Raw genomic sequence first — 17085 nt, 5'->3', positions numbered from 1 at the left:
ACGTTGGAGCCCACCATGACCGCACCCATGCCCGTCACCATGTCGGCGACCCTCGCCGCCGACGAGGCGCTGGCTCGACGGCGCCGTGCCGGGGAGCAGGTTCTCTCTCTGGCCGGCGGTGAGATCGGCCTGCCCGTCCTGCCCGCGTTGCGGGAGCGGCTCGCCGCGGCGGCGGACCGCAACGCCTACGGGCCCGTGGCCGGGAGCCCGGCGCTGCGGTCCGCGGTCGCCGGCTACTGGGGGCGGCGCGACCTCGCCATCGACCCCGGTCTGGTGGTCTGCGGTCCGGGCAGCAAACCGCTGCTGTTCGCCCTGCTCCTGGCCGTCGGCGGCGATGTGGTGGTGCCGGTGCCGAGCTGGGTCAGCTACACGGCGCAGGCCCGGCTGGCCGGGGCGCGGCCGATCCCGGTGCGCACCCGGCCGGGCGAGGGCGGTGTGCCCGACCCGGCGGCGCTGCGCGAGGCGGTGGCCCTCGCCCGTGCCGCCGGGCGGGACCCGCGGTGCGTGGTGGTCACCCTGCCCGACAACCCCACGGGCACCGTCGCTGCTCCAGGCACGGTCGAGCGCTTGGCGCAGGCTGCCCGGGACCTGGACCTCGTCATCGTCTCCGACGAGATCTACTGCGACCTGGTCTTCGACCCGGCGGACCGCGCGGTGTCCCCGGCGGCCTTCGCGCCGGAGCGGACGGTGGTCACCACCGGTCTCACCAAGAACCTGGCGCTGGGCGGCTGGCGGCTCGGGGTCGCCCGGCTACCGGACGGCCCGCTCGGGCGCGAGGTGCATGCCCGGCTGGTCGGCGTCGCCAGCCAGATCTGGTCGAGCACCGCGGCTCCCGTACAGGCCGTCGCGGCCTACGCCTTCGACGAGCCGCCCGAGGTCGTCGGGTACGTCGCCGCCGCCCGGCGGTTGCACGAGGCAGTAGTGCGCGCGGCGGCCGAGCGGTTCACCGCCATCGGCGCGGAACTCACACCGGTGCGGGCCACCTGCTACCTCTACCCGGACTTCGAACCGCTCCGGGATCATCTCGCCCGGACCCATGATGTGCACGGCGCCCACGCGCTCGCCACGCTCCTCGCCGAACGGCACGGGGTGGGCCTGCTGCCGGGAACCGCCTTCGGCGAGGACGACAGCTCGCTGCGGATCCGGGTCGCCACCAGCCGGCTCTACGGCGAGACCGAGGCCGAGCGCTTCGAGGCACTGGCCGCCGACGACCCCACCCGACTGCCCTGGATCAAGGCCTCTTTGGACCGCATCGCCGAGGTCCTGACCGACATCGCCATCCCCTAAGGAGATCCCTCACCACCATGTCCATCCTCTTCGAATGCGAGTACAAGGGTCAGCGGTACGCCGGCGTCGGCATACCGGCCCCCGGTGAGACCCACGTCCTGTACCGGGTGACCGAGGGCCAGGTGCGCGCCGCCGTCATCGCGGGCGGCGGCCCGGAAGCGGTCCTCGCCGCGACGACCGATGGCGCCGAGACGGTCGAGGTGACCATCGGCGACCCGGAGCTGCGGTTCCTTCCCCCTCTGCTGCCGACGAGCACCAACAACGCGCTGGTAAACGGCTTCATGGGAACCCACCGCACCAAGTTCGACCGCGACCCGTCCCCCGACGAGGAGTTCACCCCGCCGAACTACTACCAAAAGGGCTTCGGTTCCTGGCTGCGCATGCCGGACGAGCCCCTGATCACCCCGGCCGATCCGATCTGGCTCATCGAGGAGCCCGAGGTCGCCCTGGTCTACGTCAACGACGACGACGGCGTCCCGCACTACGCCGGATACACCTTCGGCAACGACCTCAACGACATCGGCGTGCACCGGAAGAACCCGTGGGCCTGGACGCCGTACGCCAAGCTGTGCGAGACCTCGCTCACGCCCTGGCTGTTCCTCGACGAGCCGCCCCGGACCGTGACCGGACGGGTCACCATCGAACGGGACGGCGCCCCGGCCTGGGAGGGCGACTTCTCGTGCGGCGGGGACTCCCTCTACCACCGCATCGAGGACATGACGGCGCACATCCTGTCGTACCCGATTCTGCGTCGGCCAGGGCTGGTCAACTACCTGCTGCTCGGCGCCGACAAGGCCACCTACCACGACGGGTTCCGGATCGAGGACGGCGACCGGATGGTCATCGACGTGACCAGCCACGGCGTCGTGCTGGCCAACCCCGTCCAGTACGGTCAGGCGGCGACGGCCGACTCGCGGCGGACGGCGTCGAGGTAGCCGGAGATGGCTTCCCGGCTGCGCAGCAGACACTCGATGCGGTCGGTCATGCGCTGGCGCTCGTTCTCCAGGGTGGCGATCGTCTCCGGCGTCGCGTCGGAGACGTGGATGGCCCGGGGGTCGTTGATGCACGGCAGGATCTGCTTGATGATCCGCGTCGGCAGGCCGGAGTCGAGGAGTCCTCTGATCTGCAGGACCCGGTTCACACAGCCCTCGGAGTAATCCCGGTAGCCGTTCGGCGCGCGGCTGGCGACAAGCAGGCCCTGCTCCTCGTAGTAGCGCAGCAGCCGACGAGGGGTTCCGGTCCGCTCGGACAGCTCCCCGATCCGCATGTGACCCACCTCATTCGTACGAGCTTGACATTCACACCTATGTGAGGGTTTGAGGATACAACCATGTCAACATCCCAGACAGAGCTGCTGAGCACTTCCGCTCCAGCAGCAGACAATCGGAAGCTGCCCCTTTCACCGCTTCTGGCTCTGGCCACAGCAGCCTTCATGGGGATTCTGACCGAGGCACTCCCGGCGGGCGTGCTTCCCGAGATGGCCCGTGACATGTCGGTGAGCGAGTCCGCGATGGGCCAGGCGCTGACGGTCTACGCCATCGCCACCGGCGTCGCGGCCATCCCCCTGTCCGTCACCACGGCTGCCTGGCGGCGCAAGAAGCTGCTGCTGCTGGCAGTGGCGGTGTTCGCGGTGGCCAACCTGGTCACCGCCCTCTCGTCCAACTACCCCCTGACGATGGCGTTCCGGCTCCTCGCCGGTGTCGCCGCGGCCGCGGTCTGGGCCGAACTCGTCGGCTACGCACGGCGTCTAGCGCCCCCGCATCTGCAGGGCAGGGCCATCGCCATCACCATGGCGGGTGTCCCGCTCGCCCTGTCCCTGGGCATCCCGCTCGGCACCTTCCTCGGCGGACTCTTCGGCTGGCGCATGACCTTCGGCCTCGTGACAGTGATCTCCGTGGCGTTGCTGGGGTGGATCACGGTGTCGGTCCCGGACGCCCCAGGCCAGCGGCCGGAGGCCCGCGAGCCCATCTTGAAGGCCCTGTCCCTTCCGGGGGTCGTGGCGGTCCTGTTCGTGGTCGCTGCCTACGTACTGGCCCACAACATCCTCTACACCTACATCGCCACCTTCCTCGACGCATACGACATGGGCGGGTCTCGTGACGTCGTGCTGCTCGTCTTCGGCATCGCGTCCGTGGTGAGCATCTGGATCACGGGCGCCCTGGTCGACCGTAAGCTGCGTCAGCTGACCATCGTCAGCAGCACCCTGTTCCTCGTCGCTTCCGCCCTTCTGGCGGCGCTGGCCGACAACATAATCGTGGTCTACGCGGCGATGGTGCTGTGGGGCCTCGGCTGGGGAGGCGTCACCACCCTCCTGCAGACTGCGGTCACCGACGCGGGAGGCGACCGCGGACAGGCTCTTCTGGTCACCACCTGGAACTCGTTCATGGCCGGCGGCGGAGCGGTCGGCGGCATCCTCCTGGATGGCCTCGGCCCCAAGTCCTTCCCATGGAGCGTCCTCGCACTCATGGCCCCGGTGCTCATCGTGGTGGTCGCCGCCCGCAAGCACGCCTTTCCCTCCACCCGCCCTGGAACCGAGTGAGGCATCGGGCGCCCGGGGCGCAGGCCGATTCCACAGGCAGCGGCCCCCGGATTCGCTGACCTGCTGACGAACAATCCCCCCAAGAACGCGTCACGCACCGGAGTCCGATTCCGCCATCCCCCGCCGGGACACTCCATGCGAGGCGCTGACGAAGACCCCGCGCCCAGCACCACCGGGTACGGGGTCTTCCCATACCTGTGCACAACAGCGAGAGTCCAGGCGCCACATCGAACCCGTCGCCCGGTCGGCAAAACGACGTGCCCGAACTCGGCATTGTCGCACGGCCACAAAAGCAGAATTCGGCTCGGCTTCCGTCGGGCACGCCGAAGCCTGATCATGCGCACAACCGCTGCACGGATGGCCACCCCTCGGCCACCCCACGCCTCGCCCATACTGACCTACGGATCAGCTTCCCCCAAGAATCCGCAGGCCAGCGCCGATACGTTGTATCGGGGCCGCATTACTGACCGCAGGCAGAAACCTTTGACCTACGCACTCCATGCACAGGCAACCGAAGCGCAACGGGCACCCATTCCAAGGTCAGTAAAACGAAGAAACCGCAGGTCAGAGGCCTGACTTGCGGTTTCCCATGGAGCCGCCTTCGGGATTCGAACCCGAGACCTACGCATTACGAGTGCGTTGCTCTGGCCATCTGAGCTAAGGCGGCGCGCCGGATGCACTGGAGTGCGTCGGCAACGTCGCTAATCCTACACGGTCCCCGAGGGTGGTCCGCACACCCTTGGTGAGGGGCTATGAGCAGCGCTTTCCCCGGCTGGGTGGGGTGCCGGTGAGGAGGTAGGTGTCGATGGCGGAGTCGATGCACGCGCTGCCGCGGCCGTACGCCGTGTGGCCGTCGCCTTCGTAGGTGAGGAGGTGGCCGGAGGCGAGCTGGGAGGCCAGTGACTTCGCCCAGGGGTAGGGGGTGGCCGGGTCCCGGGTGGTGCCGACCACGACGATCGGGGCGGCGCCCTTCGCGGTGATGCGGTGGGGTCGGCCGGTGGGCTTGACCGGCCAGTAGGCGCAGTTCAGGGCGGACCAGGCCAGGCCCTCGCCGAAGACCGGGGATGCCTTCTCGAAGTCGGGCAGGGCTGACTCGACCTGCTGCGGTGTGGTGAAGGACGGGGGCTCGTCCAGGCAGTTCACGGCGGCGTTGGCCGACATCAGGTTCGCGTACTCGCCGTCCGGGTCGCGCTCGTAGTAGCTGTCCGAGAGTGCGAGCAGGCCCGCGCCGTCCTTCTTCCTCATCGCGGCGGTGAGCGCCTCGCGCAGCTGGGGCCAGGCTCCCTCGTCGTACATCGCGGCGATCACGCCGGTGGTGGCGAGGGCTTCGCCCAGTTTGCGGCCGTCGGGGTCGCCCGTGGGGAGCGGGGTGCGGTCGAGGTGAGTGAAGAAGGTCTTGAGGCGGGTGGTCGCCTGGGCGGTCGTGCCGGTGCCGAGCGGGCAGTCCGAGCGGCGGACGCAGTCCTTCGTGAAGGAGCGGAACGCCGTCTCGAAGCCCGCCGTCTGCTGCAGGTTCATCTGCCGAGCCGAGAGGGACGGGTCCATCGCGCCGTCCAGAACGACCCGGCCGACGCGGCCCGGGTAGAGCCCGGCGTACGTCGCGCCCAGGAACGTGCCGTACGACGCGCCCACGTAGTTCAGTTTCTCGTCGCCGAGCGCCGCCCTCACGAGGTCCATGTCGCGGGCCGCCTCAACCGTGGAGACGTGCGGCAGCATCCGCTTCGACTCCGGGCTCGATGTCTCGCAGCCGACCGCGAACTCCCTGAAGGACGTGGTCAGCGCGGCGCGTTCGCGGGCGTCGTCGGGGGTGATGTCCGTCTGCGTGTACGCGTCCATCTTCTTGCCCTTGAGGCAGGTGACGGGCTCGCTGCGGGCCACGCCGCGCGGGTCGACGGCGACCATGTCGTAGCGAGCGCGGACCTTCTCCGGGTAGCCGATGCCCGCGTACGCCTGGAGGTAGCCGATCGCCGAGCCGCCGGGGCCGCCCGGGTTGACGAGGAGCGAGCCGATGCGCTTGCCCGGGCCCGTCGCCTTCTTGCGGGAGACCGCCAGATTCACGTCGCCCGCCGACGGGTGGTCGTAGTCGAGCGGCGCCTTGAGCGTGGCGCACTCGAAGCCGGAGGCGCCGCACTCGTGCCATGTCAGCTTCTGTTCGTAGTACGTGGCCAGGCCGGGCGGCGTCGCACGGGGCAGCGCGGCGAGTTCTACGCTCGCCGTCCTCGCGCCCGCCGTCGAGCAGGCCGTGACCGCGGTCAGCAGCAGGCCGAGCGCGGCGGCCGGCAGCACGGGTGTGCGGCGCCCCGGGCGACGGCGGCCCGGTCGACGGCGGGGTGCTGCCGGGGCGTCGGTAGTCCCATGGTCGGCCGTGAACGCGGGGGCGGGGGCGGGAGTGGGGGCGTGGTCGGGAGTGCGGCGGCGCCTCAGGTGCATCGTGCGAGCGTAACGCTCCGCGCCGGGATGGTCACTTCCTGTCGTCCTGTGGGGTTTCCGTGAGGCGCTGGTTCGCGTCGCCGGTCACCCGCCCCGCAGTGCCATCGTCATCGCCTCCACCGCCAGCAGCGGGGCCACATTGCGGTCCAGTGCCTCTCGGCACGCGCCGATCGCCTCGATGCGGCGGAGCGTCGACTCGGGTGAGCCGGCGCGGGCCAGGCGCTCCAACGTGTCCTGGATCTCCGTGTTGGCGAGGGCCACGCGCGAGCCGAGCTGGAGCGCCAGGACGTCGCGGTACACGCCCGTCAGGTCCGTGAGGGCCAGATCGAGGCTGTCGCGCTGCGAGCGCGTGCGTCTCCGCTTCTGCTTGTCCTCCAGGTCCTTCATGATCCCGGCCGTGCCGCGCGGCATCCGGCCGCCGTTCTGCGCGCCGTACGCCGCCTTGAGCTCCTCCGTCTCCTTCCCGTCGACCTCCTCGGCCAGCTGCTTGGAGTCCTCCGCCGCGGCGTCCACCAGCTCCTGCGCCGCCTTGAGGCAGCCGCCGATGTCCTCCACGCGCAGCGGCACCTTCAGGACCGCCGCTCTGCGCTCCCGCGCGCGCGGGTCCGTGGCCAGACGGCGGGCCCGGTCGACATGGCCCTGAGTCGCCCGCGCGGCCGCGGCGGCGACGCCGGGCTCGATGCCGTCGCGTCGCACGAGCATGTCGGCCACCGCGTCCACGGCCGGGGTGGTCAGCGTGAGCAGACGGCAGCGGGAGCGGATGGTCGGCAGCACGTCCTCCACCGAGGGCGCGCACAGCAGCCACACCGTGCGCGGCGCGGGCTCCTCCACCGCCTTGAGGACCGCGTTGGCCGACTTCTCGTTCAGCCGCTCCGCGTCCTCCACCAGGATCACCTGCCAGCGGCCGCCCGCCGGTGACGTGTACGACTTGCGGACGGTGTCGCGCATGTCCTCGGCCAGGATCTGCGTGCCGATCGCGGCGACGCTCGTGACGTCGGCGTGCGTACCGAGCAGCGCCGTGTGACAGCCGTCGCAGAACCCGCAGCCGGGGGCGCCGCCGAGGGCTCTGTCGGGGCTCGTGCAATGCAGCGCGGCGGCGAACGCGCGTGCCGCGGTGACCCGGCCCGCGCCCGGCGGTCCCGTGAACAGCCACGCGTGCGTCATCTTCGACGCGGCGGGCGGCGGGGTGTCGGCGGCGGCAGCAGCCACCAGCGCGTCCGCGTCTCTCGCCGCCGCGTCCAGCGCCTCGGCCACACGCTCCTGACCGACCAGGTCGTCCCATACCGACATGTCCCCACCGCCCCTCTCCAGCCTCTCCCAGCCCTCTCCGGCCGGCTTCTCAAGCTTCTGTCATTGTGCCGGGCACCACTGACATTCCGGCGCCGCCCCGGCCACAAACCGGCTGACAGGCCCGCCCCGACCAGGTTGGATACGGCGATGTGACCACCGAACTCCGTTTCCAGCGCGTCGGCGTCGCCGTCGCGGCCGATGGCGATAACGACTCCGCTGCCGAGAGCGACTCCGATACCGGCTCCGATGGTGACGCCGGTTCCGACGGTGACTCCGACGCCGATGTCGCAGTCGCAGTCGCAGTCGCAGTCGACTGGCAGCGCGTGCACAACACCGTCGTCCCGGTCGACTCCGCGTACCTCTCGCTCGACGACGTACGCGAACGCGCCGGGCGCAACATCCTGGAGGTGGCCTACGCCGACGGCGTCCTGGTGGGCTGTTCCACCGTGCGGCCGCCCCGTGGGCCGGCGACCGGTGACGCGTCGGGCCGCCCGACGGCCACCGTGATCTCCCGCGTGCTGCCGGAACACCGGGGGCGCGGCTTCGGCACGGCCCTGTACGAGCGGGGGCTCGCCGCGGCGCGGGCGCTCGGCGCCGAGACGATCGAGACGGTCGTCCTGACGTCGAACACCGCGGGGCTGCGGTTCGCGGAGCGCGCCGGGTTCACGGTGGAGACCGACCGGTACCGGCTGGACGGGGACACGGTCGACTGGGTGGAGCTCAGGCTGGCCTGAGCTCCCGTCCGGCCCTCGCCGACGACAGCGTCAGCGGCCCCGGCGGCCACGCCCGTCGCCGTCGTCGTCACGGCCGCCGAGCAGCTCGTCCGCCAGCGACGGCAGGTCGTCGAGCGGCGTCTCCTCCGCCCAGTCGGGGCGGGGGCGGCGCCGCGGCCTGCCCTCCTCGTCGACCTGCGGAAGCTCCGCCGTACTGCCCTCAGAGCCGTCCGGCCGCACCGGGCGCTCGTCGCGGAAGTAGCCCGGCGGCACCTTGTTCCCGGACGCGTCCGGCACCTGCGGCAGTACGGCCGTCTCGTCGGCGGCACCGGCCGGTCCGGGCGCAGGCGGGCGCGGCAGCTGCGCCGTCTCCTCGGCGTCCCGCACCGGGGGCAGCACCGCTGTCTCCTCCGCGTCCGAAAGGCCGGACGGCGGGGCAGGGGCATCGGCCCGGGGCCGCGGCCCGGCCGGGGACGGCTGCCCCTGGTCGGTGACCATCGGCGTCTGAACGGTCGCCTCGTTGTCCGGCTCCGGGGCCCGCCCCGCATCCGGCACCTGCCCCGGCTCGTGCGCCGATTCCCGCTCACGCTCCTGTGCCCGCGACCGTGTCTGCGACTGCGAATGCGAATGCGAATGCGACGATGTCGACTGGGTCGATGACGGTGTCGGCTGCGTCGATGACGGTGTCCGTGTCGGCTGCGTCGCGGCGGACCGGCCCGGGTCCGGGTCCGATGCCGCGACGGGCGCGGCCGAGGCGCTCGGTGACGCCACGCTCGGCGGTACAGCCCTCATCTGCTTCGTCGCCTCGGCTGCCTCTGCGGCGAGCCGGCGGGCCTCCTCCGCGCGCAGCAGCGCCTCCTCGGCCTTGCGCTGCTTCTCCAGGCGCCGCGCCTCGGCCTCGGCCCTCAGCCGCTCCTCTTCCTCGGCCTGCTTGCGCAACCGCTCCTGCTCGGCCGCGCGGGCCTTCTCCTCCGCCGCGAGGCGGGCCTGTTCGGCCTCGGCCCTGCGGCGGGCGTCCTCGGCTCGCTGCCTGGCCTCCTCGGCCTGGCGCTCGGCCTCGCGGCGCTGGGCCTCCTCCAGCTCGCGGCGCTTGCGCTCCTCCTCTTCGGCGCGCAGCCTGGCCTCTTCCGCCTGCCGCTCGCGTTCGAGGCGCTCCTCCTCCGCCTTGCGCGCCGCCTCTTCCTCCGCCTTGCGGCGGGCTTCTTCCTCGGCGGCCTTCCTGGCCTCCTCCCGCGCCTTGATCTCGGCCTCGGAGAGGGGCAGCAGGGTGTCGAGGCGGTGCCGGATGACCGTGGTGACGGCCTCCGGTTCCTGGCCCGCGTCGACGACGAGGTAGCGGCCCGGGTCACCGGCGGCCAGCGTGAGGAAACCCGCTCGTACGCGCGCGTGGAACTCCATCGGCTCCGACTCGAGCCGGTCGGGCGCCTCGGTGAACCGCTCGCGCGCCGCCTCGGGGTCCACGTCGAGCAGCACCGTCAGGTGGGGCACCAGGCCGCTGGTGGCCCAGCGGTTGATGCGGGCGACCTCGGCCGGGGACAGGTCACGGCCCGCTCCCTGGTAGGCGACGGACGAGTCGATGTACCGGTCGGAGATGACGACGGCGCCGCGTTCGAGCGCCGGGCGGACCACGGTGTCGACGTGCTCCGCGCGGTCGGCGGCGTAGAGAAGCGCCTCCGCGCGGTGTGAGAGTCCGGCGCTGGAGACGTCCAGGAGGATCGAGCGCAGGCGCTTGCCGACGGGGGTCGCGCCCGGCTCGCGGGTGACGACCACCTCGTGGCCCTTGGCGCGGATCCACTCGGCGAGCGCCTCGGCCTGGGTGGACTTGCCCGCGCCGTCGCCGCCCTCCAGGGCGATGAAGAAGCCGGTCGCGGCCGGGGCCTGGGCGGGGTCGCTGCCGCGCAGCAGTGCTTCTCGCAGGTCGTGGCGGAGGGGCACGCCGCTGCGGTCGTCGGCCTTGGCGAGCACGAGCGCGGCGACGGGCAGCAGCAGGGCGCCCACGAGCATCAGCGTGAACGCGGCCCCGCCGTGCGCGAAGACGAACTTGCCGCTCTCCAGGTGGTGCGGGCCGATCACCGCGGCGACGACGGGCGCGGCGACGGCGCCGAGCGCCACGCACACCCGTACGACCGCCTGGAGGTGTTCGGTGGTCCGGGCGCGGCGGTATTCCTCGGTCTCCTGGTCGAGCAGGGTGTGCCCGGTGTTGGCGGCGACGCCCGCGGCGACGCCCGCGAGGGTCACGATGAGGACCACGCTGGTCGGGTCGGGCACGAGCCCGGCGGCGAGCAGGGCGATCCCGGTCAGCGCGATGGCGAGCGCGAGCAGCCGCCGCCGCGACAGCGACGGCAGCACGGCTCGGGCCGCGCGGATGCCGACGACGGTGCCGCCGGTCAGGCCGAGCACGAGCAGCCCGAACGTCACCGGTCCGCCGCCCAGGTCCTTGGCATGCAGCACGGTGACGGCGACGGCGGCCGAGATCGCGGCGGCGACCGCGCCGCAGGCGACGACGAGCAGCGGGATCGCGCCCGTACGGCCCTTGTCCGCTCCGGCGGCCGTGCGCGGCCTGCGCAGGCCCTCCAGCGGCGACCGCGCGCGAGGGGTCTGCGTGGCGGGAAGTTCGAGGAAGACGACGACGGACAGCGACGCGGCGAACAGGCCGGCGCCGACGTACGACGAGAGTGCCACCTGGTGCTGCGTGAACCAGTCCACGCCGACGGCGATCAGGTTCTCGACCAGGGTGACGACGACGAGGGCGGCGGCGGCCAGCGGGACGGCGACGAAGCCGGTGCGCAGCGACAGGCGGCGCACCGCGTCCATGTGGTCGGGCAGGGGCCGCACGGCCGCACCCTCGGGCGGCGGCGGGGGCAGCAGCGCGGGCGCGGCGCTGTCCTTGGCGACGGTCCAGAACCGTTCGGCGACGCCCACGACGAACGTGGTGACGAGGATCAGCGCGGGGGCGTCGGCCGGTGTCCAGTCGATCCACAGGGGCGCGACGATCAGCAGGGCCGCCCGCAGCCCGTCCGCCCCGACCATGGTCCAGCGCCGGTCGAGCGGGCCGCCCGGTGTGGTCAGTGAGGTGAGCGGGCCGAGCAGGACGGCGCCGAACAGCAGCGTCGCCAGGATGCGCGCGCCGAACACGGCGGCGACGCAGAGCGCCACTCCCCGGTAGCCGCCGCCGAACGTGCCCTGGGCGATGGCCGCCTGCATGGCGAGCACGACGAGGACGAGGAGCCCGAGCACGTCGCCGACTGAGCCGATGAGCTGCGCCGACCACAGGCGGCGCAGCTCCGGTACGCGCAGGAGTGCGCGCACGGCGCGCTCCCTGGAGTCCGCCACCAGGGCGTCGTCCGGGGCCGTGTCGGGGCTGTCGGGGCCGGTGCTGGCGGCCGTTGGCTGCTCGGCTCGGGTCATTCGTCCAGCCTATAGGGACCCGCCGACACCCCGAAGGTGTGTTCGCCACGTTGGGCGGAGGCACGGCTCCGCCCAACGCGTGTGCCCGGCTACTCGGCCGGAGCGGCCTTCTTGGCGGCGGCTGTCTTCTTGGCGGTGGTCGCCTTCTTGGCCGTGGTGGTCTTCTTCGCGGCCGTCTTCTTCGCCGTGGTGGTCTTCTTGACGGTGGCCTTCTTCGCGGGTGCCTTCTTGGCCGTCTTCTTCTTGGCCGGGCCCTTGGCGCGCTTCTCCGCGAGGAGCTCGAAGCCGCGCTCGGGCGTGATGTCCTCCACGGAGTCCGCCGAGCGCAGTGTCGCGTTGGTCTCGCCGTCGGTGACGTACGGGCCGAACCGCCCGTCCTTGACGACGACCGGCTTGCCGCTGACCGGGTCCTCACCGAGCTCCTTGAGGGGCGGCTTCGCGGCAGCGCGGCCGCGCTGCTTCGGCTTGGAGTAGATCTCCAGGGCTTCTTCCAGCGTGATGCCGAAGATCTGGTCCTCGGACTCCAGGGAGCGGGAGTCCGTGCCCTTCTTCAGGTACGGGCCGTAGCGGCCGTTCTGCGCGGTGATCTCGACGCCTTCGGCATCGGTGCCGACCACGCGCGGCAGCGACATCAGCTTCAGGGCGTCGTCCAGGGTCACCGTGTCGAGCGACATGGACTTGAAGAGCGACGCGGTGCGCGGCTTGACGGCGTTCTTGCCGGTCTTCGGGGTGCCCTCGGGGAGCACCTCGGTGACGTACGGACCGTAGCGCCCGTCCTTGGCGATGATCTGGTGGCCGCTGACCGGGTCGGTGCCCAGTTCGAAGTCGCCGCTCGGCTTGGCGAGCAGTTCCTCGGCGTACTCGACGGAGAGTTCGTCCGGTGCCAGGTCCTCGGGGATGTCGGCGCGCTGGTGGTTCTCCGAGTCGCGCTCGCCGCGTTCGATGTACGGGCCGTAGCGGCCCACGCGCAGCACGATGTCGTTGCCGACCGGGAACGAGGACACCTCGCGCGCGTCGATCGCGCCCAGGTCGGTCACGAGCTCCTTGAGGCCGCCCAGGTGGTCGCCGTCGCCGTTGCCCGCGTCCGCCGCGCCGCCGGCGCCCGCACCCTCGCCTTCACCGAAGTAGAAACGCTTCAGCCACGGCACCGCCTGCGCCTCACCGCGCGCGATGCGGTCGAGGTCGTCCTCCATGGACGCGGTGAAGCTGTAGTCGACGAGCCGCCCGAAGTGCTTCTCCAGGAGGTTGACGACGGCGAACGACAAGAAGGAGGGCACAAGGGCCGTCCCCTTCTTGAAGACATAGCCGCGATCGAGGATCGTGCCGATGATCGACGCGTACGTCGACGGGCGGCCGATCTCGCGCTCTTCGAGCTCCTTGACGAGCGATGCCTCGGTGTACCGGGCCGGAGGCTTGGTCGCGTGGCCGTCGGCGGTGATCTCCTCGGCGGACAGCGCGTCGCCCTCGGCGACCTGCGGCAGGCGCCGCTCGCGGTCGTCGAGCTCGGCGTTCGGGTCGTCGGCGCCCTCGACGTATGCCTTGAGGAAGCCGTGGAACGTGATGGTCTTGCCGGACGCGCTGAACTCGGCGTCGCGGCCGTCCGCGGAGGTGCCGCCGATCTTGACGGTCACCGAGTTACCGACGGCGTCCTTCATCTGGGAGGCGACGGTCCGCTTCCAGATGAGTTCGTAGAGCTTGAACTGGTCGCCGGTCAGGCCGGTCTCGGCGGGCGTGCGGAAGCGGTCGCCGGAGGGGCGGATCGCCTCGTGCGCCTCCTGGGCGTTCTTGACCTTGCCGGCGTACGTGCGCGGCTTGTCCGGCAGGTAGTCGCTGCCGTACAGCTGCGTGACCTGGGAACGGGCGGCGGAGACCGCCGTGTCCGACAAGGTCGTGGAGTCCGTACGCATGTAGGTGATGAAGCCGTTCTCGTACAGCTTCTGCGCGACCTGCATGGTCGCCTTGGCGCCGAAGCCGAGCTTGCGGCTCGCCTCCTGCTGCATCGTCGTCGTACGGAAGGGGGCGTACGGCGAACGGCGGTACGGCTTGGACTCGACGGAGCGTACGGAGAAGGCCGTGTTCTCCAGGGCGGCGGCGAGCGCGCGGGCGTTCGCCTCGTCCAGGTGGAGCGTGTTGGCCGAACCGGGCTTGAGCTGCCCGAGGGAGTCGAAGTCGCGGCCCTGGGCGATGCGCTTGCCGTCGACCGAGCTCAGGCGCGCCGACAGGGACGACGGGTCGGACGGGTCGCCCGCGCGGCCGGTCGCGAAGGTGCCGGTCAGGTCCCAGTACTCGGCGGAGCGGAAGGCGATGCGCTCGCGCTCGCGCTCGACGACGAGACGGGTGGCGACGGACTGCACACGGCCCGCCGACAGACGCGGCATGACCTTCTTCCACAGGACCGGCGAGACCTCGTAGCCGTAGAGGCGGTCGAGGATGCGGCGGGTCTCCTGGGCGTCCACCAGCTTCTTGTTGAGGTCGCGCGGGTTGGCGACGGCGGCGCGGATCGCGTCCTTGGTGATCTCGTGGAAGACCATGCGGTGGACGGGGATCTTCGGCTTGAGCACTTCCTGGAGGTGCCACGCGATGGCCTCGCCCTCGCGGTCCTCATCGGTGGCGAGGAAGAGTTCGTCGGACTCCTTCAGGAGATCCTTGAGCTTTTTGACCTGCGCCTTCTTGTCGGCATTGACGACATAGACGGGCTGGAAGTCGTGCTCGACGTCCACGCCGAGGCGGCGCACCTCGCCCGTGTACTTCTCGGGGACCTCGGCCGCGCCGTTGGGGAGGTCGCGGATGTGCCCGACGCTCGCTTCGACGACGTACCCAGGACCGAGGTAGCCCTTGATCGTCTTCGCCTTGGCGGGCGACTCGACGATGACGAGTCGGCGGCCGCCCTGTGCGGTCTCGCTGGTCGGGGACAACTTCGCTCTTCTCTCCGGTCGGCGGCCTGGGCCGCGCGCGGCCCGCTCCGGGGGCCGTGCGGCTCGGTCTGGTGGGTGCTGCGGCACTACTGCGGCACTGCTGCGGAGTGTGACGGTACCTCCCGCCGGTGTGTCAAACGGGAAAAGCACGCAGCAGCCACTCGGAACGGTAACCCGAGTCTTCGTGATCCTGCCCCCGGACCACGGAGCGGACCCCCGCACTCCAGGTGCTCGCGGCGTCACCATACGCAGTACCGCGCAGGTCGGCACCCGTCACGTTCCCGTGGATTCCCGGACAATTCGTCGGCCGCGGCGCCGTCGAGGCACGGGCATGCTCCCGACATGATCCGGTCAAATATTACGCAGACGACATGCCGGATGACGAGACGTGACGTCCGCCACGGCCGGGCCGGGCCCGTACCCGCCCCGAACGGGTCAGAGCTGGGCGAAGCACCACGCCGCGAGGGCGAGCGCGCCCGCGCCCGCCGCAGCGGCCACCACCGCCGACGCGACGGGGCGCGTTCCGTACGCCACCGGCTCCCGGTGCAGGACGCGCGCCCCCGTCCACAGCAGCAGGCCCGAACCGAACAGCGCGAACACCGTGCCCGCGAAGACCGCAGGGGTACTCTCCATCGCCTTGCCTCCCCGCCCTTCGCCCCTTCGTGCCTTCAGGGCTTCGTGCCCTCAGGGCTTCGCGCCCCCAGGGCTTCGCGCCCCCAGGGCCGCTTCGAAGGGCCTCTGGCCAGCCCAAGGTCTCCCTGGCCTCAAGGGGCCCGGCCGGTGAGCCTGGCGCGGGCAGGGAAAGCACGGGTGAACTACCGTGCAGCGGAGGGCGAAATCCGGTCGGCGACGCGGCTTCGGCCGTCAGGCGCCCGCCGGCTCCAGGAAGCCCTGTTCCACCAACGTGCGGATCTGCGCGGGCGTGCGGTCGCGCAGCAGCACCGGGTCCTCACCCATGAGTTGGGCGATGGCGTCCAGGATCCGCCCGGCGCTCAGCGTGCCGTCGCACACGCCCGCGAATCCCGCGCCGACCGTGTCGACCTTGGTCGCCCGGCGCATGCCGCGCCCCTGGCGCAGCACCACGTGCTCCGGGTCCTCGGCGCCCGGCAGCCCGACCTGCTCCTGCACCACCTCTCCGGCGAGCAGGAACGACGCCTCAAGCAGCGCCGCGTCGTCGTGCCCGCGCAGCCAGTCCACGCGCGCGAAGTGGGCGCCCACGGCGTCGCCGAGCGGCTGCTCGACCGGGTGGGGCCACTCCTCGATGACGATGGACGGTTCGGCGGCGTCGGTCCTGCGCAGAGTGATCCATCCGAAGCCGACGCCCCTCACGCCGTGCGCCTCGAACTCGTCGAGCCACGCGTCGTAGCGCGCCGCGTACTCGGCCGGGTCGGTGCGGTGGTCACCGGCGTCGCGCAGCCACAACTCCGCGTACTGGGTGATGTCCTGGACCTCGCGCTGCACGATCCAGGCGTCGCAGCCGCGCGGCACCCAGGAGCGCAGCCTCTCGGTCCACTCCTCCCCCTCGACGTGCTGCCAGTTGGCGAGGAACTGCGCGTACCCCCCTTCGTTGAGATGTGCCGCTGCCTCCTGAACGAGCGAGCGGCACAGATCGTCCCCGCGCATTCCGCCGTCCCGGTAGGTGAGCCGCGCGCCGGGCGAGATGACGAAGGGCGGGTTCGAGACGATCAGGTCGTACGTCTCGTCGCCCACCGGCTCGAACAGCGAGCCCTCCCGCAGGTCGGCCGCAGGGACGTCGGACAGGGCGAGCGTCAGCGCGGTGACGCGCAGCGCGCGCGGGTTGAGGTCGGTGGCCGTGACCCGCGTGGCGTGCCGGGCCGCGTGCAGCGCCTGGATGCCGGAGCCGGTGCCCAGGTCGAGCGCGGAGGCGACGGGCGTACGCACGGTGATCCCGGCGAGTGTCGTGGAGGCCCCGCCGACGCCCAGGACGACGCCCTCCGCGCGGCTGCCGACGCCTCCGGCGCCGCCGACCGCGCAGCCCAGGTCGGAGACGATGAACCAGTCCTCACCGTCGGGCCCGCCGTAGGGCCGCACGTCGACGGTCGCGGCGACCTCGTCCTCGGTGGCCCGCAGCCAGCCGCTGTCCAGGCACGCGTCGACCGGCAGGACCGCGTCGACGCGGGTGCGCGGCACCGGCTGCTGCAACAGGAAGAGCCGGACGAGCGTCTCCAGCGGGCTGTCGCCGCGCGTGGCGCGCAGGGCGGGCACGGTCTCGCTGCGCGCGAGCGCCGCGTAGGCGGGAGCGCCGAGCAGGTCGAGCAGCCCGTCGGCGGTGAACTCCGCCTTGAGCAGGGCGTCCCGGAGGAGGCGGACGACGTCGTCCCGGTCGGCGGAGGGAAGGGGTGCGGAAGCGCTGGAACTCACCCCTCCATTGTTACTGCTCCGAGCGTCGCCGCCACGAGCGGCTCGCGCCTGCGCACGGCAGCGCCCCCGGCATCGCGCGGCGAGCTCGGCGACCTGTCCGGCGCGGGTCTGGTCGTCGAGG

Annotated in this window: 11 protein-coding genes and 1 tRNA gene; 4 read left to right on the top strand and 8 right to left on the bottom strand. The window is 71.9% G+C overall.

What is annotated here, in order from left to right; all coding sequences use genetic code 11:
* Positions 1-15: 15 nt before the first annotated feature.
* Both OFY01_RS19530 and OFY01_RS19525 read left to right on the top strand, forming a co-directional pair.
* Positions 16-1287: a pyridoxal phosphate-dependent aminotransferase gene (locus OFY01_RS19530; protein WP_266601643.1), complete on the top strand. Its 1272-nt coding sequence runs from the start codon at positions 16-18 to the stop codon at positions 1285-1287.
* Between the two features lie 17 nt (positions 1288-1304).
* Positions 1305-2222 carry a fumarylacetoacetate (FAA) hydrolase gene (locus OFY01_RS19525; RefSeq protein WP_266601641.1) on the top strand — a complete coding sequence of 306 codons (918 nt, stop codon included), beginning with the start codon at positions 1305-1307 and terminating at the stop codon, positions 2220-2222.
* Here OFY01_RS19525 and OFY01_RS19520 read toward each other — a convergent pair.
* Positions 2180-2554: a MerR family transcriptional regulator gene (locus OFY01_RS19520; protein WP_266601639.1), complete on the bottom strand. Its 375-nt coding sequence runs from the start codon at positions 2552-2554 to the stop codon at positions 2180-2182. The two genes, OFY01_RS19525 and OFY01_RS19520, sit on opposite strands and share 43 nt — an antisense overlap.
* A gap of 63 nt (positions 2555-2617) precedes the next feature.
* Here OFY01_RS19520 and OFY01_RS19515 point away from each other — a divergent pair, with 63 nt between their 5' ends.
* Positions 2618-3826 carry an MFS transporter gene (locus OFY01_RS19515; protein ID WP_266601637.1) on the top strand — a complete coding sequence of 403 codons (1209 nt, stop codon included), beginning with the start codon at positions 2618-2620 and terminating at the stop codon, positions 3824-3826.
* 590 nt (positions 3827-4416) lie between these two features.
* Here the strand turns inward: OFY01_RS19515 and OFY01_RS19510 are convergent.
* The 3 genes from OFY01_RS19510 to OFY01_RS19500 all read right to left on the bottom strand — a co-directional run bounded on the left by OFY01_RS19510 (position 4417) and on the right by OFY01_RS19500 (position 7546).
* Positions 4417-4493, bottom strand: a tRNA-Thr gene (locus OFY01_RS19510).
* Positions 4494-4576: 83 nt separating this feature from the next.
* Positions 4577-6256 (bottom strand): alpha/beta hydrolase, encoded by a 1680-nt coding sequence (locus tag OFY01_RS19505; protein WP_266601635.1) that lies wholly within the window; start codon positions 6254-6256, stop codon positions 4577-4579.
* 84 nt (positions 6257-6340) lie between these two features.
* Positions 6341-7546 (bottom strand): DNA polymerase III subunit delta', encoded by a 1206-nt coding sequence (locus OFY01_RS19500; protein WP_266601633.1) that lies wholly within the window; start codon positions 7544-7546, stop codon positions 6341-6343.
* A 149-nt stretch (positions 7547-7695) separates the two neighbouring features.
* On the opposite strand from OFY01_RS19500, the gene OFY01_RS19495 reads away from it, so the two are divergent.
* Positions 7696-8280 carry a GNAT family N-acetyltransferase gene (locus OFY01_RS19495; protein ID WP_323135534.1) on the top strand — a complete coding sequence of 195 codons (585 nt, stop codon included), beginning with the start codon at positions 7696-7698 and terminating at the stop codon, positions 8278-8280.
* Positions 8281-8310: 30 nt separating this feature from the next.
* Here OFY01_RS19495 and tmk read toward each other — a convergent pair whose 3' ends face one another.
* From tmk to OFY01_RS19475, 4 genes are all read right to left on the bottom strand, one after another.
* Positions 8311-11667 (bottom strand): dTMP kinase, encoded by a 3357-nt coding sequence (tmk, locus tag OFY01_RS19490; protein WP_266601631.1) that lies wholly within the window; start codon positions 11665-11667, stop codon positions 8311-8313.
* An 89-nt stretch (positions 11668-11756) separates the two neighbouring features.
* Entirely contained in the window at positions 11757-14582 is a 2826-nt protein-coding gene (gene topA, locus OFY01_RS19485) for a type I DNA topoisomerase (RefSeq protein ID WP_266601629.1), read from the bottom strand.
* Between the two features lie 435 nt (positions 14583-15017).
* Entirely contained in the window at positions 15018-15215 is a 198-nt protein-coding gene (locus tag OFY01_RS19480) for a hypothetical protein (RefSeq protein ID WP_266601627.1), read from the bottom strand.
* A gap of 231 nt (positions 15216-15446) precedes the next feature.
* Entirely contained in the window at positions 15447-16964 is a 1518-nt protein-coding gene (locus OFY01_RS19475) for a DUF7059 domain-containing protein (protein WP_266601625.1), read from the bottom strand.
* Positions 16965-17085: the final 121 nt, after the last annotated feature.

Origin of the sequence: Streptomyces beihaiensis (assembly GCF_026274175.1) — a bacterium.
Classification (GTDB): domain Bacteria; phylum Actinomycetota; class Actinomycetes; order Streptomycetales; family Streptomycetaceae; genus Streptomyces; species Streptomyces beihaiensis.
Note: the sequence above shows the minus strand (reverse complement) of the source record. Positions and strands in the feature narration are given on the sequence as shown.